Origin of the sequence: Rhodoferax sp. OV413 (genome assembly GCF_900104385.1) — a bacterium.
Lineage (GTDB): Bacteria > Pseudomonadota > Gammaproteobacteria > Burkholderiales > Burkholderiaceae_C > Rhodoferax_B.
Genome location: NZ_FNJA01000001.1, coordinates 1,505,094 through 1,523,060, shown reverse-complemented (window position 1 = coordinate 1,523,060; position 17,967 = coordinate 1,505,094). Strand labels below are relative to the sequence as shown.

Annotated in this window: 15 protein-coding genes; 6 read left to right on the top strand and 9 right to left on the bottom strand. The window is 64.5% G+C overall.

Features of this window, described 5'->3' with window-relative positions:
* Nucleotides 1–5: 5 nt before the first annotated feature.
* Both BLT66_RS07000 and BLT66_RS06995 read right to left on the bottom strand, forming a co-directional pair.
* Entirely contained in the window at nt 6–1,148 is a 1,143-nt protein-coding gene (locus tag BLT66_RS07000) for a DUF418 domain-containing protein (RefSeq protein ID WP_092756866.1), read from the bottom strand.
* Between the two features lie 9 nt (nt 1,149–1,157).
* The gene (locus tag BLT66_RS06995; protein WP_092756865.1) at nt 1,158–1,898 is read right to left on the bottom strand and encodes a FadR/GntR family transcriptional regulator; all 741 of its coding nucleotides are present in this window, start codon (nt 1,896–1,898) and stop codon (nt 1,158–1,160) included.
* 77 nt (nt 1,899–1,975) lie between these two features.
* Between BLT66_RS06995 and lhpH the strand changes: the two genes are divergently transcribed.
* Complete coding sequence (lhpH, locus tag BLT66_RS06990; protein ID WP_092756864.1) at nt 1,976–2,986, top strand: trans-3-hydroxy-L-proline dehydratase; 1,011 nt, start codon at nt 1,976–1,978, stop codon at nt 2,984–2,986.
* Nucleotides 2,987–2,994: 8 nt separating this feature from the next.
* Nucleotides 2,995–3,912, top strand: coding sequence for a delta(1)-pyrroline-2-carboxylate reductase family protein (locus BLT66_RS06985; protein ID WP_092756863.1), 918 nt, complete (start codon nt 2,995–2,997; stop codon nt 3,910–3,912).
* An 8-nt stretch (nt 3,913–3,920) separates the two neighbouring features.
* On the opposite strand, the gene BLT66_RS06980 is transcribed toward BLT66_RS06985, so the two are convergent.
* The 7 genes from BLT66_RS06980 to BLT66_RS06950 are packed head-to-tail and all read right to left on the bottom strand — an operon-like array spanning nt 3,921 to nt 10,211.
* Nucleotides 3,921–5,480: a polyamine aminopropyltransferase gene (locus BLT66_RS06980; RefSeq protein ID WP_092756862.1), complete on the bottom strand. Its 1,560-nt coding sequence runs from the start codon at nt 5,478–5,480 to the stop codon at nt 3,921–3,923.
* The gene (locus BLT66_RS06975; RefSeq protein ID WP_092756861.1) at nt 5,477–5,695 is read right to left on the bottom strand and encodes a DUF350 domain-containing protein; all 219 of its coding nucleotides are present in this window, start codon (nt 5,693–5,695) and stop codon (nt 5,477–5,479) included. Before BLT66_RS06975 ends, BLT66_RS06980 begins: the two co-directional genes overlap by 4 nt.
* Before the next feature lie 45 nt (nt 5,696–5,740).
* Nucleotides 5,741–7,243, bottom strand: coding sequence for a DUF4178 domain-containing protein (locus tag BLT66_RS06970; protein WP_092756860.1), 1,503 nt, complete (start codon nt 7,241–7,243; stop codon nt 5,741–5,743).
* 15 nt (nt 7,244–7,258) lie between these two features.
* Nucleotides 7,259–8,296, bottom strand: a complete 1,038-nt coding sequence (locus BLT66_RS06965) for an SPFH domain-containing protein (RefSeq protein WP_092756859.1) — start codon at nt 8,294–8,296, stop codon at nt 7,259–7,261.
* Nucleotides 8,297–8,340: 44 nt separating this feature from the next.
* Nucleotides 8,341–9,156: a glycine-rich domain-containing protein gene (locus tag BLT66_RS06960; protein ID WP_092756858.1), complete on the bottom strand. Its 816-nt coding sequence runs from the start codon at nt 9,154–9,156 to the stop codon at nt 8,341–8,343.
* The gene (locus tag BLT66_RS06955) at nt 9,156–9,536 is read right to left on the bottom strand and encodes an S-adenosylmethionine decarboxylase family protein (RefSeq protein ID WP_092756857.1); all 381 of its coding nucleotides are present in this window, start codon (nt 9,534–9,536) and stop codon (nt 9,156–9,158) included. Before BLT66_RS06955 ends, BLT66_RS06960 begins: the two co-directional genes overlap by 1 nt.
* Before the next feature lie 36 nt (nt 9,537–9,572).
* Nucleotides 9,573–10,211 carry a TetR family transcriptional regulator gene (locus tag BLT66_RS06950; protein WP_092756856.1) on the bottom strand — a complete coding sequence of 213 codons (639 nt, stop codon included), beginning with the start codon at nt 10,209–10,211 and terminating at the stop codon, nt 9,573–9,575.
* A gap of 89 nt (nt 10,212–10,300) precedes the next feature.
* On the opposite strand from BLT66_RS06950, the gene BLT66_RS06945 reads away from it, so the two are divergent.
* From BLT66_RS06945 to gshA, 4 genes are all read left to right on the top strand, one after another.
* Complete coding sequence (locus tag BLT66_RS06945; RefSeq protein WP_092756855.1) at nt 10,301–11,611, top strand: efflux RND transporter periplasmic adaptor subunit; 1,311 nt, start codon at nt 10,301–10,303, stop codon at nt 11,609–11,611.
* 14 nt (nt 11,612–11,625) lie between these two features.
* A complete protein-coding gene (locus BLT66_RS06940; RefSeq protein ID WP_092756854.1) occupies nt 11,626–14,778 on the top strand; it encodes an efflux RND transporter permease subunit in 3,153 nt (1,050 codons plus the stop codon).
* Nucleotides 14,750–16,225 (top strand): efflux transporter outer membrane subunit, encoded by a 1,476-nt coding sequence (locus BLT66_RS06935; protein ID WP_092756853.1) that lies wholly within the window; start codon nt 14,750–14,752, stop codon nt 16,223–16,225. Before BLT66_RS06940 ends, BLT66_RS06935 begins: the two co-directional genes overlap by 29 nt.
* Nucleotides 16,226–16,343: 118 nt before the next feature.
* Nucleotides 16,344–17,936, top strand: coding sequence for a glutamate--cysteine ligase (gene gshA / locus BLT66_RS06930; protein ID WP_092756852.1), 1,593 nt, complete (start codon nt 16,344–16,346; stop codon nt 17,934–17,936).
* Nucleotides 17,937–17,967: the final 31 nt, after the last annotated feature.

The window sequence follows — 17,967 nt, the reverse complement described above, 5'->3', positions numbered from 1 at the left end:
GGGCTTTAGCGGTAGGGTTGGCCATCCGGTCGCCGCGATAGCCAGCGTGCCAGCGGGTCGCGCCAACCGTGCCGGCTGGCAGTCCGTGCCGCCGCCACCGCAGCCAGCCAGGCCAGCAGCGCGATCGCCAGGGTAAGGGCAGTGTCGCCGCCGAGCTGGCGCAGCGCGCCGTGGCCTAGCGCCATGCCCAGCGATAGCAGTAAGTACATGGCCAGCGTGTGGTGCCCGGCCGGGGCCAGCCAGCCGGCCCAGCGCGGCAGCTGCGACCGGCTGTGGATGTGGCGCATGCCGAAGCCCAGCAGGCAGGCCACCAACCAGATGCCGGGCAGTGCGCCCAGCACGAAGAAGGCGCTGAGGGTAATGGGGTGGGGCGTGCCCGCCCGGTGTAGCCAGGCCGAGGCGGCGCCCAGTGCCAGGTTCAGCAGCAGAGCCAGCGCCAGCTGCGAGCGGCCGAAATGCCGAGCCCAGAACAGGCGCGCGGCGCGCCGGCTGCCCAGCAGACGAAAGCGCCGTGCCAGCATGCCGGCCACGGTCAGCCACAGCAGCAGAGGGAAGAAGGCGGTCAAGGAGCCGATCTGGCCTTCCAGGTAGCTGCTGGCGTTCAGCGCGATAAAGGCCTGCAGGCTATCGGTAGCCACCAGCGTGTCGGCCGCGGAGAACGGCGGGTAGTCGCCGTCTTTCCATTGCCAGAGCAGCACCCCGTTGCCCAGCAGCAAAACCACCACCAGCAGGCTCAACCAGCGCCAGATGCGCAGCAGCCGGGCCGGCCGCACACCGGCCCAGCCCGTTGCCACCAGGCCGCACACGGCGTAGGCGGTCAGGATGTCGCCAAAGTAGACCAGGCTGCCATGCAACAGGCCCACGCACAGCAGTTTGCGGTAGCGCGAGCGCAGCAGCGCACACAGGCTGTAGCCAAACAGAAAGCACAGCAGCGGCCAGGCCTTGCCCTGCACCAGGGCCAGCAGCAGACCGTGCAGTACCTGGGCCAGCACCGAGCCGGCCGGCAGCGGCGAACCTATAGGCAAGGGGTAGTCCGGCGTCTGCGCGTAGCCCACCATGTTGACCACGAAAACGCCGAGCAACGCCAGCGCACGCAGCGCGTCGACCCAGGGTTCGCGGGGGGTGTGCAGGGGGTGGTTGTCTTGCATGCGCTGAGGTTAAGCGGTCAGCATGTCTTTTTGCACCCGCTCCAGGTGCTGGCGCACATAAAAACCGGCCGCCTCCTGGTTGCCGGTGGCAATGGCTTCGTAGATCAGCCGGTGTTCATAGACATACAGCCGGGCTCGGGCGGCGTCATGGATGCCGTGGTCGCGCAGCTGGCGCCACAGCGGTTCGTCCACCGCCGCGGCCACCACCTGGGCGATGCCCACCATCACCGGGTTGCCGGTCATCAGCGCGATGCGGTGGTGGAACTGGCGGTCGGCCTCGTTCCAGGCGCGGCGCTGCGCGGGTTCGGTCAGGTCGCTGGTGTTCTCCATGTGGTCGAGCAGGCCTTCGATGTCGCTGTCGCGGCCGCCCACGGCGGCGGCAAACTGGGCAATGAGCGGCTCTATCGCCAGCCGTGCGGCCAGGGTGGACAGCGGGCTGGTGTCGGCCTGCGCCGCGGTGGTCTTCAGGCTGCGCATCACTTCCAGCGCGGTGTCGCGCACGAAGGAGCCCGAGTTGGGCTTGGTCTGCACCACGCCCTGGTTGACCAGCTCTCCCATGGCTTCGCGCACCGTGGCGCGGCCCACGCCCAAGGTGGTGGCCAGGTCGCGTTCGGCGGGCAGGCGCGAGCCCGGCGGGTAGCTGCCATCTTGGATGGATTGCTTCAGACGTTCGGCCACCAGCTCGTAGAGCTGCGGCACGCGCAGCTGGGTGGGGGTGGCTTCGCTAACGGAGGGGGCGGGGTGCTTCATAAATTGGAACTATTTTAAAACCAGTTTGGTTAAAATAAAACCAGATCAAGTTGCCCACTTCGTACTGAAAGCCCGCCATGTTGAATCTTGTCCGCAGCATCCAGACCGTGGATGCCCATACCGGCGGGGAGCCGCTGCGCATCCTGACCTCCGGCCTGCCCGCCGTGCCGGGCACCGGCATTCTGGAAAAGCGCGCCTGGCTCAAGACCCACCGCGACGACCTGCGCCAGTTTCTGATGAACGAGCCGCGCGGCCATGCCGATATGTACGGCGCCTACCTGCTGCCGCCGACCACGCCCGGCGCCGATTTTGGCGTGATCTTCATCCACAACGAGGGCTATAGCGATATGTGCGGCCACGGCATCATCGCCCTGGGCAAGGTGCTGGTGGAGCTGGGTTACGTGGAGCGCACCAGCCCGCTGACGCGCATAGGTTTCGATGCGCCCGCGGGCTTTATCGAAGCCTTTGTGGAGTGGGACGGCCAGCGCGCGGGCAAGGTGACCTTCAAGAACGTGCCGGCCTTCATCTACCTGCGCGATCTGGAGGTGCAGACGCCGAGCTTTGGCCGGGTGCGCGGCGACATCGTGTTTGGCGGCGCGTTCTACTACTACCTGAATGCCGAGCAGGCGGGGTTGACGGTGAAGCCGGAACTGGTCCGTCAGCTGATCCAGCTGGGTGCAGAAACCAAGGCCGCGGTGATGGCCCAGGTGAAGATCCAGCACCCGCTGGAGCCGGGGCTCGACCAGCTGTACGGCAGCATCATCGACAGCGCGCCGAATTGCGCGGGCGTGGACCAGTCGAACGTCTGCGTGTTTGCCGACCGCGAGGTGGACCGCTCGCCAACCGGCACCGGCACTTCGGGCCGGGCCGCCCAGCTATTCCTGCGCGGCCAGTTAGCCCTGGGCGCCAACTACATCAACGGCAGCATCGTTGGCAGCAAGTTCGAGGTGAAGGTGACGCAGGCGGTCAAGGTCGGCAACTTCGACGGCGCGCTCACCGAAGTCACCGGCAGCGCCCACATCATGGGCCACCATCAGTGGGTGCTGGAAGAGCTGGACCCATTCCCCACCGGCTTCTTTCTACGCTAAGGCCCGCCATGCAGATACTGAATGCAGAACAGACGCTCCAGGCCTTGCCTTATGCGCAGCTGGTGCCCGCCGTGGCCCAGGCCGCGCGCGAGCTGGCGCAGCAGCAAATCCAGGCGCCCGAGCGCCTTGTCGTGCCCATGGCCGAAGGCGGCGTGCTGCTGGCCATGCCGGCCGTAGGTCCCGACCTCAGCGTGACCAAGCTGGTCACCGTGCACCCGCGCAATGCCGCGCTAGGCCTGCCGGTGATCCAGGGTGAGGTGGTGGTGATGGACACCGCTACCGGCCGGCGTCTGGCCCTGCTGGACGGCCCCACTGTCACCGCGCGCCGCACCGCGGCCGTCACCCTGCTGGGCATCCAGACGCTGGCGCCGCACATCCCCAAAACGGCTTTGCTGATCGGCACCGGCGCCCAGGCCGCCGCCCATGTGGATGCGCTGGTCGAGCATCTGGGTCTGGCGCAGTTCTGGGTTGCGGGGCGTAGCCTGGCGGCTGCCCAGGCATTCTGCGCAGCCCTGCAGGCCCGACATCCGCACGTCCGTGCCATCGCTATGGATGTTGGTGATCTTCAAAATGCCTTACCGGCGACCGACTTGGTGCTGGCCCTGACAACATCGCGCACGCCGGTCATTCCCGCCCACATCGGCGCGCAAACTCTGGCCATCGGCGTAGGCGCGTTCAAGCCGGACATGGCCGAATTTCCCCCGGCTCTGCTGCATAGCCGGCAGATCGTGGTGGATGACCTGGGCGGCGCGCGGCACGAAGCCGGCGATTTGCTGCAGGCGGGGGTGAACTGGTCCCAGGTGCGCGATCTGGCGTCTGTGCTCGGAGCAAAGCCCACATTGAGCGACCCAGTGCCGGTGTTCAAAACCGTGGGCCAAGCGGCCTGGGATCTGGCCGCTGCGCGGGTGGCTATGGCGTCACTGTAGGGCAGTCTCTAACGCGCTACCACCTTGCCCCATTCGGCCTCATAGGTCGTCACCAGTACCTGGTTCGACAAGCGGTTCACCTCGGTCGGCACGCGGGCCATATCCAGCGGGAAGTCGAACAGCGCAGGCAGGCTGTGCGGACTCAGGAAGCGCAGACCGGACGGCAGCGTGCCGGGGATGCGGTAAGGCCGGCGGCTGGCGATGAGGAAGCCCCATTCGCCGAAGCTGGGCACGTGGGCGTGGTAGGGCGTGGCGGTTAGGCCGACGGATTCGATGGTGGTCGCGACGGTCCAGAAGCTCTTGCGTGCCACCAGCGGCGAGGTGGTCTGGATGACGGCGTAGCCGCTGGCGGACAGGCGCTGGTCGAGCAGGCTGTAAAACGAATTGGTATAGAGCTTGCCGATGGCGAAATTGGTCGGGTCGGGGAAGTCCACGATGATCACGTCGAACGTGTCCGAGGTGGTTTGCAGCCAGTTGAACGCGTCGGTGTTGATGACGTGGACTTTGGGTGACTGCAGCGCGCCGCCATTGAGCCGGACCAGTGCCGGCTGCTGGCTGAACAGTGTGGTCATGGCCGGGTCTAGCTCGACCAGGGTGATGCTTTCCACGCCCGGGTATTTGAGGATTTCGCGCACTGCCATGCCGTCGCCGCCGCCGAGCACGGCGACCTTCTTGGGTGCCGCTCCCGTGGCCGAGTAGGCCGACATCACAGGGTGCACCAGGGCTTCGTGGTAGCGGTATTCGTCGCGCTGTGCGAACTGCAAATTGCCGTTCAGGAACAGGCGGTAGCCGGCCTTGCCCTCACCCACGCCATTCGTTACCACGATGCGCTGGTAGGGGCTGGTGCTGGCAAACACCACGCGGTCCTGGTAGAGCTTGTCTTCGGCCCAGCTGGTGATGTGGTCGGCGGCCGCCATGCCGGCAGCCAGTGCGGCCAGGGTGAAAAAGCAGGCCAGGGCATGGGCTTTGAACTGGCGCAGGTCGTGCCGGAACAGCCACAGCGCCCACACCGCCACGGCGGCGTTCATCAGGCCAAACAGCAGGCCCGTGCGGATCAGGCCCAACTGCGGCACCAGCAGCAGCGGAAAGGCCAGCGACACCGCCAGCGCGCCCAGGTAGTCGAAGGTCAGCACCTGCGACACCAGGTCTTTCAGCGCCACATTGCGCTGCAGGATACGCATGACCAGCGGAATCTCCAGCCCCACCAGGGTGCCGACCAGCAGCACCAGGCTGTAGAGCAGCGGGCGGAAGGCGCCGGGCAGATAGGCGTTTGCTATAAAAAGAAGAGCTGGTAGCGCTCCACCTATCAGCGCTACCAGCAGTTCTATGCGTAAGAAGTGCGCTGGCAGCTGGCGCTCGAAAAAGCGCGACAGGTACGAGCCCACGCCCATGGCAAACAAATAGGTGCCGATGATGGTGGAGAACTGCAACACCGAGTCGCCCAGCAGGTAGGACGCCAGCGCGCCCGCCGCCAACTCGTACACCAGACCGCAGGCCGAGACCACGAATACCGAGGCCAGCAGTGCCACCTCGACCGGGCGCGGCCCGGATTTCTCAGCCAGTTTCAATGGATCGCGGCCGCCACGATGATGCAGATTCCAAGAGACATGGCGGCCACCACCAGCGCCAGCGCCAGGTTCTGTTTCTCGATGATTTCTTCCCACAGCTTGTAGGGCGTGAGCTTGTCCATCACCACGAAGCAGAGTCCAAAAATCAAGACACCAATCAGCGCGTACACGATGGAGCCCACGACGACTCCGGCTTTCAACCATTCAATATCCATGGGAATCTCCTTTGAAATGAGGGGGACTTGCGTGGCAAGCCGTAACTATTTATGCCCGCCGCCGGTGGAAAAACCACCGAACGAACCGCCCGAACTGCGGTAGCTGCCCGAGGAGCTGCAGTTCTCTACATTCGGGTCGCAACTGCTGCGCCGGCTGAACACCAGCGCCAGCACCAGCAGAATCAGAAAAATCCACAGCACCGTGCTCAGGCTCACGTTCAAGCCGCTGCTCAGCGGGCTTGCGTCGCTGCGTTTGAGCAGGTCTTTCTTGCCTTCCAGCTTGAACGCGCTGGCCACCAGGGCGCTGTCGATTTTGCTGCCCACCGACCAGGTGACTTCCTGGGCCGATTGCTCCAGCGACAGCAGGCTTTTGCCGCTGCTGAAATCGCGGTTGCTGGTTTTCTGGCCGCGCTGCACCTGCCAATAGAACTCGCCCAGCACATAGGTGGTTTCGGCGTTGTAGGTTTCCTTCAACTGGTAGCGGCTGCCCAGGTAGGTGGCACTTTGGCCGCTGCCGGCCATTTCGGGTGCGCCGGTGGTGGGCTTGACCACGCTCCAGCCCTCGGTGGAATCGACCAGAAAGATGAAGCCGCGCTTGGCATTGAAGAGCAGATATTCTTCCCAGCCAAATTGCTCGTCGTCGCCCGGCGCGCTGCCCATGCGGTGCTGAAAGCCGACCACCTGCCAGTCCACGCCCTGCAGCTTGCCGGTGCTGCCCAGCGCAATCAGCGGCTGCACCGGCTCGTCCTGGCTGGCGTGCCGCAGCTCGGCGCCTATGCCGGACGTCAGGTCGATCAGGCTGTGGCAAGAACCGCAGGTGATGCTCTTGCTGCTGGCCAGGGCCACCGTGACCGGCGCACCGCAGCTGGGGCAGCTGAACTCGCGGGCTTTTTCGTCCTTGGTGGAGTCGGCGCGCAGGCCAACCAGCTTCAAATCGTCCAGCAACACTGCGCTGCCGAGGGAGGTGGCGGGCGGCTGCACGCCGTAGTCCAGGCTGAGGACTTCGCCTGCGGCACTGCGCAGCTCGACCATGGCAAACGGAGTGCCCAGTGCCGGCAGATGCGGCAGCTCGCCCTGGGCCGACAGCAGCGAGACCTGCTGGTTGGAAGCGACGCTGAAGCTCTTGCCATTGATGGCGGTGGTGGCGCCGATGCGGAAGTGTTCGGCTGCCGGAATTTCGCGCTGGACCAGCAGCGGCGTGCTGAACACATAGGCGCCGTTGTCTTCGCTGAGATAGGCGCTGCTGCCGTCGGCCAGTACCGCGTGCCATTCGGTCCAGGTGCCCTCGGCGTACTTGTACTGCAGGCGGCCGACCAAGGTGAAATTCTGCGACTTCCATTGGCCGGAGACCTGCAGCTGCAACAGGCTGTGGTCGTCGAACAGCTCGGCCATCTTGCCGATGCGTGACAGGGTTTCGCCATTGCGCACCACCGTGCTCTGGCAATACCCGCAGACCGCGTGGCTGGACTGCGCGCTCAGGAAGTCAACCGGCGCGCCACAGCCAGGGCAGGGCGCGCGGTAGGCGCGCTGGATCGAAGGGTTCGCCACGAAGCGGGAGTGGGGCTAGACCAGCTTTTTCAGCAATTCGGCCTTTTTGACGTCGAACTCTTCCTGGGTCAGGATGCCCTTGGTCTTGAGCTCGCCGAGCTTTTCCAGCGTGGCCATGACTTCTTCGGGTTTGACACCTATTGCTGGCGCTGCGGGTGCTGTCGGCGCCGCGCCGCCTTGCAGGCCCGCCTGCAGGTTTTGCGCGAGCACCTGGCCGAGCGCCACGCCCGCGCCCAGGCCCATGGCATCGCCGGCAATGCCGCCACCCGTGCCCGCGCCTTCGGCGAATTTGGGGATGGCCTGCGCGGTCTGGTACTGCATGAACTTGCCCATGTCGTTGCCGACCATGCCCATGCCGATCTTCTGGTCGAGGATTTTTTGCAGCTCTTCGGGCAGCGAGACGTTCTGCACCGTCATGCCGTCCAGTTGCAGGCCGATCTTGGCAAACTCGGGCGTCAGCTGGGTGGCCAGCGCCTGCGCAAACACCAGCTGGTTCGAGGCCAGGTCCAGGAACGGGATGCCGCTGCTGGCGATGGCATTGCTGATGTTCTGCAGCACCAAGCCGCGCAACTGGCCGTCCAGGTCGTTCACGCCATAGCTGTCGCGGGTGCCGGAGATTTCGGTGTGGAACAGCTTGGGGTCGGCTACGCGGAAGCTGTAATTGCCGAAGGCGCGCAGCCTTACCGCGCCGAAGTCCTTGTCGCGGATGGTGATGGGCTGGGGCGTTCCCCATTTCTGGTCGATCTGCTGGCGCGTGCTGAAGAAGTAGACATCGCTTTTGAAAGGCGACTCGAACAGCTTGTCCCAGTTCTTCAGGTAGGTGAGTACCGGCAGGGTTTGGGTGGTCAGCTTGTGGGTGCCGGGGCCGAACACGTCGGCCACCTGGCCTTCGTTGACGAAGATGGCCACCTGGGATGCGCGCACCACCAACGCGGCGCCGTTCTGGATTTCCATGTCGGCCATGGGGAAGCGCCAAGCCAGCGTGCCGTCGCTGTCTTCGGTCCATTGGATGATGTCAATGAACTGTTTGCGGATGAAGTCCATCAAGGCCATGGTGTGCTCCGGTAGCTGGGTTGAAACAGAATGATACCCGCGGCCTAATCCCCGCCGCCACCGCAGCCACCCCCGCATCCGCCGCCGTCGGAACCCCCGCTGTCGCTGCTGCTGGAACTACTGTCCGAGCTGCTGTCGGAGCTGCTGGAATCACCGCCACCGCAGCCTCCGCTGCTGCTACTGCTGAGGTCGGTGCCGCAGTAGCCGCCGGCATCGCTTTGTGCACCCACGGCTTTGCAGTCGGGTGTGTAGCGGTAGCCGCCTTCGATGCCGAACTTGGCGTCCAGCGCGAACAGCAGGGGCAGGCGGGTGGGCTTGCGCGGGTGGATGCTTTCTTCCTTGCAGGCCCAATACCAGGTGCGCCGCAGGCCGTCGTTGTGCCGGCTATTGCTGCCCATGACTTCGGCGGGGGTGTGGTGCAGCATGCCGCCAAAAGCCCGCTGGCACCACAGCGCATAGCCCTGGGTGTGCAGGATGTAGGCATGCCAGGCGGTGTCGACCACCTTGGAGGGCATGCCGACGAACTTGCGGTTGCTGCGCAAATGTGCCATGAAGAACTGCCGCAGCCCGCGCAACACCAGTTCGGCGTCGCGCTCTTGCAGGCCAGGGTGGGCGGCCAGAATCTTCGGCACTAGAAAGTGCGGGAACTCGGCGTCGCGGATGAACTGCCGGCGCACACTCAGCTCCCAGGAGTGCAGTGCTTTCCACAGCAGAACGCCCAGGACGGCTACCAGTACGGGCCACCATAGATGCTTGACCAGGCCGGCAAGGCTTACCTGCAATACCAGCAGAACAAGGCCGCGGCGGATCCACACCAGGGCGGTGATGCGTTGGTGAAAGTTCAGTTGCGGGCGGAACATCAGCTGGGAATGGCGCCGCGCTGCAAGGCGTTGCGCTGCACCTGCGCCGGCATGAACAGTGCAATCAGCGCATCGATCAAGCCCTGGGCTTTGGCCGAGTGGTCGGCGCCAAAGTTGCACACATAGACATCTAGAGTGACCGCGCTCTGCTCAGGCCAGGTGTGCACGCACAAATGTGACTCTGCTAGCAAAATAGTAGCTGTGACCCCACCAGGTCCCTGCGCTGTGGCCGGAAAAGTATGAAAGAGTTCACCCACGGCCTGCAGGCCTACAGCTTGCACCGCGTCGCGGCAGGCCACGCCCAGCAGGGTGGCGTCGAGCAGCCAGGCCGAGGCGCAGCGGCAGCGGTGGAGATCGGCGGTGAGGTGCAGGCCTTGCATGGCCTGCACTGTAGCCGAGGAATGTGGAGCAGCTTCTTACGGGGCTGGCAGGCGCGGCGGGTTGCTGCGCAGTCCGGCCAGCACCATGTCGACCATGGCCGGGGCGGCGGTGTCCAGCGCGAACAAGTGCGGCGCCATCAGCCATTCGCGCATGGTGCCCCCCATGAAGCTGTTCAATACCTGCTGGCTCAGGAACACATCGGTGTCGGCCGGCAGCTGGCCGATTTCTACCGCCTTGAGCAGTTTGCGCCGCACCCGCGCCATGCATTCGTCGCGGCGTTCCAGCTTGTCTTCCATCACCGTGACGACTTCGCCGACGTTTTCGCACTTCAGAAAAATGATGCTGAAAATCCTTTGCTGCTGGGTCGACCGGGCCAGATTGGTCAGCGCGTGGATGCACATATAGCGCAGGGCGCCCAGCGGATCGGTCTCGGCACACATGTCCAACTCGACGAGCATGGCTTCCATGGGTAACATGGCTTGCTTGATCAAGGCCTGCAGCACATCGGCCTTGTCTTTGAAATGCCAGTAAATGGCGCCACGGGTCATGCCCGCGGCAGCGGCAATATCGTTCAGCGTGGTTTGGGCCACACCTTTGTCAAAAAACACCTGTTCCGCGGCGTCCAGTAACGCAGCGTACGTAAGCTCTGCGTCTTCTTTGGTTTTTCTAGCCATGGTATGGGGGTTGCTTAAGGGTTACTACCCAATTTGAGATAAACATGCATGAATGTATGTAATACTACATCAACCATTTAAACACTTCTATGTCTATGTCTATTGCACCTTCCAGCGCTCCATCGACCGATCACCCCCATGTGCGCTCGTTGCGCCGGCGGTGGATGGCACCTTTTCTGTTCGCCGCCCTGCCACTGGCCCTGGTGGCCTGCGGCAAGTCTGCCTCCCAGGCCGGTCCTGCGGGTGGCCAGATGCCGCCGCCCGAAGTGTCGGTCGTGACGGTGCAGGCCCAGTCGCATTCGGTGGAGCTCGAATATGTGGGCCAGACCGCCGGTTCGCGTGAAACCGAAGTCCGCGCCCGCGTCGCCGGTATCTTGAACAAGCGCTTGTTCGAAGAAGGCGCAACCGTCAAGGCCGGCACGCCGCTGTTCCAGATCGACCCCTCCAACTTCCAGACCCAGGTCGCTTCGGCCGAAGCCACGGTGGCTGTGGCCGAAGCCAAGGTCAACCAGGCCCGCCGCGATCAGGCCCGCCTGGTGCCGCTGATTGCCGAGAAGGCCATCAGCCAGAAGGAATTCGACGACAGCAAGTCGGCGTTGGAATCGGCCGAGGCTTCGCTGAAGCAGGCCCAGGCCCAAGCCAATGAAGCCCGCCTGAACCTGGGCTACACCAAGGTGGTCGCGCCCATCAGTGGCACCACCGGCACCGCCAGCAAGTCGGACGGCAGCCTGGTCACGGCCAGCGACAGCCTGCTGACCACCATCGTCCAGACCAACCCGATCTACGTGAACTTCAGTATCTCGGAAAGCGACTTGCTGCGCATGACCAAGCAAGTGTCGTCCGGCCAACTGGCCGTGCCCGGCCAGCGTTCGGCCAATGGCAGCCTGGGCTTCAGCGTCAATGTGAAGCTGGCCGACGGCAGCCTGTACCCGCGCACCGGCAAGCTGAATTTCGCCAGCGAAAAGGTGAACCCGGCCACCGGCAGCTTCGATGCCCGCGCCGAGATCCCGAATCCCGATGGCAGCCTGCGCCCCGGCCAGTTCGTGCGCGTGCTGCTGGGCGGCGCCAGCCGGCCTAACTCCATCAGCGTGCCCCAGCGTGCCGTGATCGACAGCCCCATGGGCAAGATCGTGTTCCTCGTCACCCCCGACAACAAGCTGGCACCGCGTCCGGTCGAGCTGGACGGCTGGACCAAGGGCGAATGGATCGTCACCAAGGGCGTGCAAAGCGGCGACCGGGTGCTGGTCGAAGGCTTCATCAAGGCGCACGAGCCCGGTATGACCGTCAAGCCCGTGCCCTATGTGGCCAAGGCTGCCGATGGCAAACCGCCTGCCGCGCCTGCCGCAGCAGAAAAACCACCTGCTGCGCCCGCTAGTGCTGCATCTGCTGCTGCGAAATAAGGAGCAACAGACCCATGTTCTCCAAGTTCTTCATTGACCGTCCGATTTTCGCGACGGTGCTATCGCTGTTCCTGGTGCTCGCCGGGTTGGCCGCCATGCGTGTGCTGCCGATCTCGCGTTACCCGGAAATCTCGCCTCCGGTGGTCAGCGTCAGCGCGGTCTACCCCGGTGCTTCGGCCGAAGTGCTGGAAACCACCGTCGCCGCGCCTATCGAGCAGGCCATCAACGGCGTTGAAAACATGCTCTACATGAGCTCTACCTCGTCCGGCGACGGCGCGGTGGCCATCAGCATCACCTTCGACGTGGGTACCGACCTGGACATCGCCGCGGTGAACGTGAACAACCGCGTCAACCAGGTGCTGAACAAGCTGCCGCAGGAAGTGCAGCGCCAGGGTGTGACGGTGGCCAAGAGCTCGTCCAGCTTCATGGCGGTGGCGGCGTTCTATGCGCCCGACGACCGCTATGACGCGCTGTACATCTCCAACTACCTGACGCAGAACGTGCTGGACGCGATCAAGCGCGTGCCCGGTACCACCAATGTGCAGATCTTCGGTGCCAAGGACTACGCGATGCGTATCTGGCTGCGCCCGGACCGCATGGCCCAGATGGGTATCACCGTGGGTGACATCAGCAGTGCCGTGACCGAGCAAAACGCCCAGTACGCGGCCGGCAAGATCGGCGCACCGCCGAACAACACCGAAGAGCTGACCCTGACGGTGACCGCCAAGGGCCGTCTGCTGGAAGCCGAGGACTTTGCCAATATCGTCATCCGCAGCGGCGACAAGGGCTCCATCGTGCGCCTGCGCGACGTGGCCCGAGTCGAACTTGGCTCCAAGGACTACAACTTCTTTGGCCGCGTGAACGGCCACCCCGCCGTGCCTATCGGTGTCTTCCTGCAGACCGGTGCGAATGCACTGGACACCCGCGAAGCGCTGGAAAAGACCTTGATCGAACTCAAGACCAAGTTCCCTGAAGGCCTGACCTATTCGACGCCCTACGACACCACGCCTTTCGTGACCGAGTCGATCCGCGAAGTGCTGAAGACCCTGGTGGAAGCCATGGTGCTGGTGTTCATCGTGGTGTATTTGTTCCTGCAAAGCTGGCGCGCCACCATCATCCCGACGCTGGCGGTGCCGGTGTCGCTGATCGGCACCATGGCCGGCCTGCATCTGCTGGGCTACAGCATCAACACGCTGACCTTGTTCGGCATGGTGCTGGCCATTGGTATCGTAGTGGACGATGCGATTGTGGTGCTGGAAAACGTGGAGCGCCTGATGCACGAAGAGGGCATGAGCCCACGCGAAGCCGCGATCGAAGCCATGCGCGAAGTGACCGGCCCGGTGATCGCCATTGTGCTGGTGCTGTGCGCAGCCTTTATTCCGGTGGCCTTCCTGGGCGGCCTGGCGGGCGAGCTGTACCGACAGTTCTCGGTGACCATCACCATTGCCGTGTGTCTGTCCGGTGTGGTCGCGTTGACCTTGACGCCGGCGCTGTGCGCGGTGTTGCTCAAGCCGGGTGCCGAACGCAAGAACAAGTTCTTCAGCTGGTTCAACCGCAGCTTCGAGAAGCTGACGCACCGCTACACCAAGGGCGTGGCCTTCTTCCTGAAGCGCGGCGTGCTGGGCTTGCTGCTGTTTGTCTGCATGGGTGCGCTGACGGGCGTGCTGTTCAAGATCGTGCCCGGCGGCCTGGTGCCCGATGAAGACCAAGGCTACTTTATTGCCGCGGCCATCTTGCCCGAAGGCTCGTCCTTGGCGCGTACCGACGATGTGGTGAAACAGATCGAAGCTGCCGTCGGTTCGAACAAAAACATCGACACCACCTTCAGCCTGGTGGGCCTGAACTTCCTGGGTGGCGGCGGCCTGAAGTCGTCGGCAGCCACGATGTTCTTCCCCCTGGTGCCGTGGGAACACCGCGACCAGTCGGCCAAAGACCTGGTGGGCGAGTTCTTCAGGAAGACGGGCGGTATCAAGGAAGGCCTGCCGCTGGCGTTCAGTCCGCCCGCGATCCAGGGCCTGGGCCAGACCGGCGGCTTCGAGTTCTACATGCAGAACAAGGGTGACGGTGGCGTGCGCCGCCTGGCGCAACTGCTGCCGGCCTTGCTGGAAGAAGCCAACAAGCAGCCTGAGCTGCAAGGCGTCAAAACCCTGTGGCAGGCCAATTCGCCCCAGCTCTACGTGAGTGTGGACACCGAAAAAGCCCGTTCCATGGGCATCGCCGTGGCCGACATCTACAACACCTTGGCGGCCACCTTGGGCAGCTACTACGTGAACGACTTCAACAAGAGCGGCCGTATCTACCAGGTGCTGATGCAGGCCGAAGGCCAGTTCCGCTCCAAGCCGGACGACATCGGCGCGCTCTATGTGCGCTCCAAGACCGGTCAGATGATCCAGATCCGCTCGGTCGCTGACGTGAAGTTTGTCGCCGGCCCGGACTCGGTGCAGCATTTCAACGCGTTGCCGTCGATCCAGATCCTGGGCGACCCCAAGCCCGGCTACAGCTCGGGCCAGGCGATTGCCGCCATGGAACGCGCAGCCAACAAGGTGTTGCCGAGCGATGTGGGCTTCGACTGGGGCGGTACCGCGTTCCAGCAGAAGCGCAGCAGCGGCTCCAGCTCGCTGGCGTTGGTGGCTGGTTTTGTAATGATTTTCCTGATCCTGGCCGCGCAGTATGAAAAGTGGTCGCTGCCGTTCTCGGTGCTGCTGGCCCTGCCGTTCGGCATCTTCGGCGCCCTGGTGGCGGTGTATCTGCGCAACTACGTGAACGACGTGTACTTCCAGATCGGTCTGGTCACGCTGCTGGGCTTGTCGGCCAAGAACGCAATTCTGATTGTCGAGTTCGCCATGATGAAGGTGCACGAGGGGCTGTCGCCCGTCGCCGCCGCGCTGGAAGCGGCCCGCCTGCGGTTCCGGCCGATTCTGATGACTTCGCTGGCCTTCATCTTGGGGGTGGTGCCACTGGCTTTCTCCAGCGGTGCGGGTGCGGCAGCGCGCCAGTCCATCGGTACCGGTGTGCTGGGCGGCATGCTGGCAGCTACTTTCCTGGCGGTGTTTTTGGTGCCGCTGTTCTTTAAATTGGTCAACGATTGGCACTTCCGCAGCACGCCGGACGACTTCAAGAGTTTGAACAAACCCGCCCATGGCGAAGGAGCGCAACATGGTCTGTAAGCGCACAATCCGGTCATTTGCTATTACTTTGGTAGCTGCTTGCGCAGTTAGTGCCTGCGGTATAGCCCCTGTTGGTCCTAATTACCAGCGTCCGGCGCTGGACCTGCCAACCAGCTTGACGAGCACCGGCACGGCCACCAATGTGGACTGGCTGGCCTGGTGGAAGGGCTTCAACGACCCGGTGCTGGACGCCTTGCTGCAGGAAGCCGCGAGCAACAGCCAGGACCTGGCCCTGGCCACCGCCCGCATTGCCGAAGCCCGCGCCACGCTGGACCAGAATGCGTCCAACTTCTACCCCACAGTGGATTTGAATGCCAGCGCTACGCGCCGCAAGGGCAGTGAGAATTCGGCTTCGTTTACCCCGGGCGCCAACCCCTATTCGAACGACCGTCAGCTGGGCCTGAGCGCCAGCTACGAGATCGACTTCTGGGGCAAGTACGCGCGCGCCGACGAAGCTGCCAAGGCCCGCTTGCTCGGCCAGGCCGCCAGCCGCGGCACGGTGCTGACCACGCTGTATGCGAACGTGGCGCAGAGCTACTTTGCTCTGCGCGCACTCGATGCACAGCTGGTGCTGGGCGAGCAAACCATGGCCACCCGCACCGAAAACCTGCGCCTGCAAAACCGCCGCTTCCAGGGTGGCGTGATCGGCGAGCTGGACCTGCGCCAGGCCGAATCCGAAGCCGCTGGCATCCAGGCCACGCTGCAGCAAACCCGGCAGAGCCGCGCCAATGCCGAGTCGGCGCTGGCCGTGCTGTTGGGCCGCAAGCCCAGCGACATCATGAACCCGGTGCTGGCCCGCGGTGCCGACCTGGGCGCGCTGTACACGGCCCAGGCGATTCCTGCGGATCTGCCCTCGGATGTGCTGGCCCGCCGGCCCGACGTGGTGAGCGCCGAGCAAAACCTGATTGCGGCGAATGCCGACATCGGCCAGGCCCGCGCCGCCTACTTCCCCAAGCTCAGCCTGACGGCCGGGGTGGGTTACCAGTCCAAAGACCTGTCGGACCTGTTCGACCCGGCCTCCCTGTTCTGGAACCTGGTGGGTAATCTCACCCAGCCGATCTTCCGTGCCGGCGCCATCGACGCCGTGGTGGCCGCCGCCAACGCGCGCCAGCAGCAGGCAGTGGCCCAGTACACGCAGACGGTGCAAAACGCCTTCCGCGATGTGCATGACGCGCTGAACAACGTGGCCGCCGGCCGCGAGATCACCGCCACCACGGCTAAGCGGATCGAAGCCCTGCGCAGCACCCTGCGTCTGGCCGACCTGCGCTACAAGAACGGCTATTCCAGCTACCTGGAAGTGCTGAACGCCCAGCGCGACCTGGCGCAGGCCGAGTCCGGCCTGATCGACACCCAGCGCAGCCAGCTGAACGCCGTGGTGAGCTTGTACAAGGCACTGGGTGGCGGCTGGGATGCGGGCAGCGTGGTCGCGCAAACCACAAAACCCTGAGCCGCACAGCGCCTGTCGCCCCCTCCCAACGCGGGTGGGGGCGTTTTTGTATGCGCTGCACGCCGGGCCAGCCTGTGATACCTTCCGTGCCCGGTTTCGTTATATGGATATACCCCAGATGAGCAGTTCCCCTGTGCCTACCCCAGCAGCTTTGCTGGAACGCCTAGCCGCGCTTTCGCCCGACAGGCTCAAGGGCATACGCCGTGGCCTGGAGAAAGAAAGCCTGCGCGCCCAGCCCGGCGGTAGCCTGGCGCTGACGCCGCACCCCGCCGCCCTGGGCTCGGCCCTCACGCACCCGCACATCACCACCGATTTCAGCGAATCGCAGGTCGAGCTGATCACCGGCGTGCATGCCGGCGTGGAAGACTGCCTGGCCGAACTCACCGAAGTCCACCAGTTCACCTACCGCACCCTGCAGGCGCAGGGCGACAATGAAATGCTCTGGGTGTCCAGCATGCCCTGCGGCCTGCCGACCGACGAGACCATTCCCATCGGCCGCTACGGTTCATCGAACGTGGGCCGCGCCAAGAGCGTCTACCGCATGGGCCTGGGGCACCGCTATGGCCGGCGCATGCAGACCATCTCGGGCATCCACTACAACTGGTCGCTGCCGGAGGTAACGAGCGAGCAGTACTTCGGCCTGATCCGCAACTTCCGCCGCCATGCTTTCCTGCTGCTATACCTGTTCGGCGCTTCGCCGGCCGTGTGTTCCAGCTTTGTCGCCGGCCGTCAGCACGAGCTGCAGCAGCTCAACGAGCGCACCATGTACATGCCGCACGGCACCTCGCTGCGCATGGGCCGCCTGGGCTACCAGAGCGATGCCCAGGCCTCGCTGGCCGTCAGCTACAACAGCCTGGAAGGCTATGGCGCCTCGCTGCAAGACGCGTTGACCCGGCCGTATCCGGCCTACAAGGCGGTGGGTGTGCGCGGCACCGGCGGCGATTACAACCAGCTGGCCACCAGCCTGCTGCAGATCGAGAACGAGTTCTACGGCACCATCCGCCCCAAGCGCGTGATCCACCCCGGCGAACGCCCGCTGCATGCGCTGCGCGAGCGCGGCGTGGAATATGTGGAAGTACGGCTGCTGGACCTCGACCCGTTCGTGCCCGTCGGCATCACCGCGCAGACCATGCGTTTCATCGACGTGTTCCTGCTGCACTGCCTGCTGTCCGACAGCCCGCCCGACACGCCGCAGGAAATCACCGAACTTGCGCACAACCAGCACAGCGTGGCCGCCCGCGGCCGCGAGCCCGGCCTGCGCCTGGAGCGCGCCGGCCAGGAAGTGGCTTTGACCGAGTGGGGCGCCGAGCTGGTGGCCCAGTGCCGGCCGATTGCCGCGGCGCTGGACGCAGCCCATGGCGGCACGCTGTACAGCGACGCGCTGGTGGCCGCCGATGCGGCGCTGGCGAATCCCGACCTGCTGTCGTCGGCCCGGGTGCTGCAAGCCATGCAGAACGATTACGGTAGCGCCTTCGTGCCTTTCATCGCCGCCCAGTCGGCGCAGACCCAGGCTACGTTGCTGGACCTGCCGTTCTCGGCCGAGCAGCAGGCCAAGTTCGAAGCCATGAGCGTCGCATCGGTGCAGGCCCAGAAAGACATCGAAGCCGCCGACACCATGCCCTTCGACATCTACCTCACGCAGTATTTGTCGCCCGACCGGCTGGTCATCAAGCACAAACGCAGCCAGCCGGCGGTCACAGCCGCAGCCTGATCTGCTTCTTTGAGCTAAGTAGCCCGTTAGC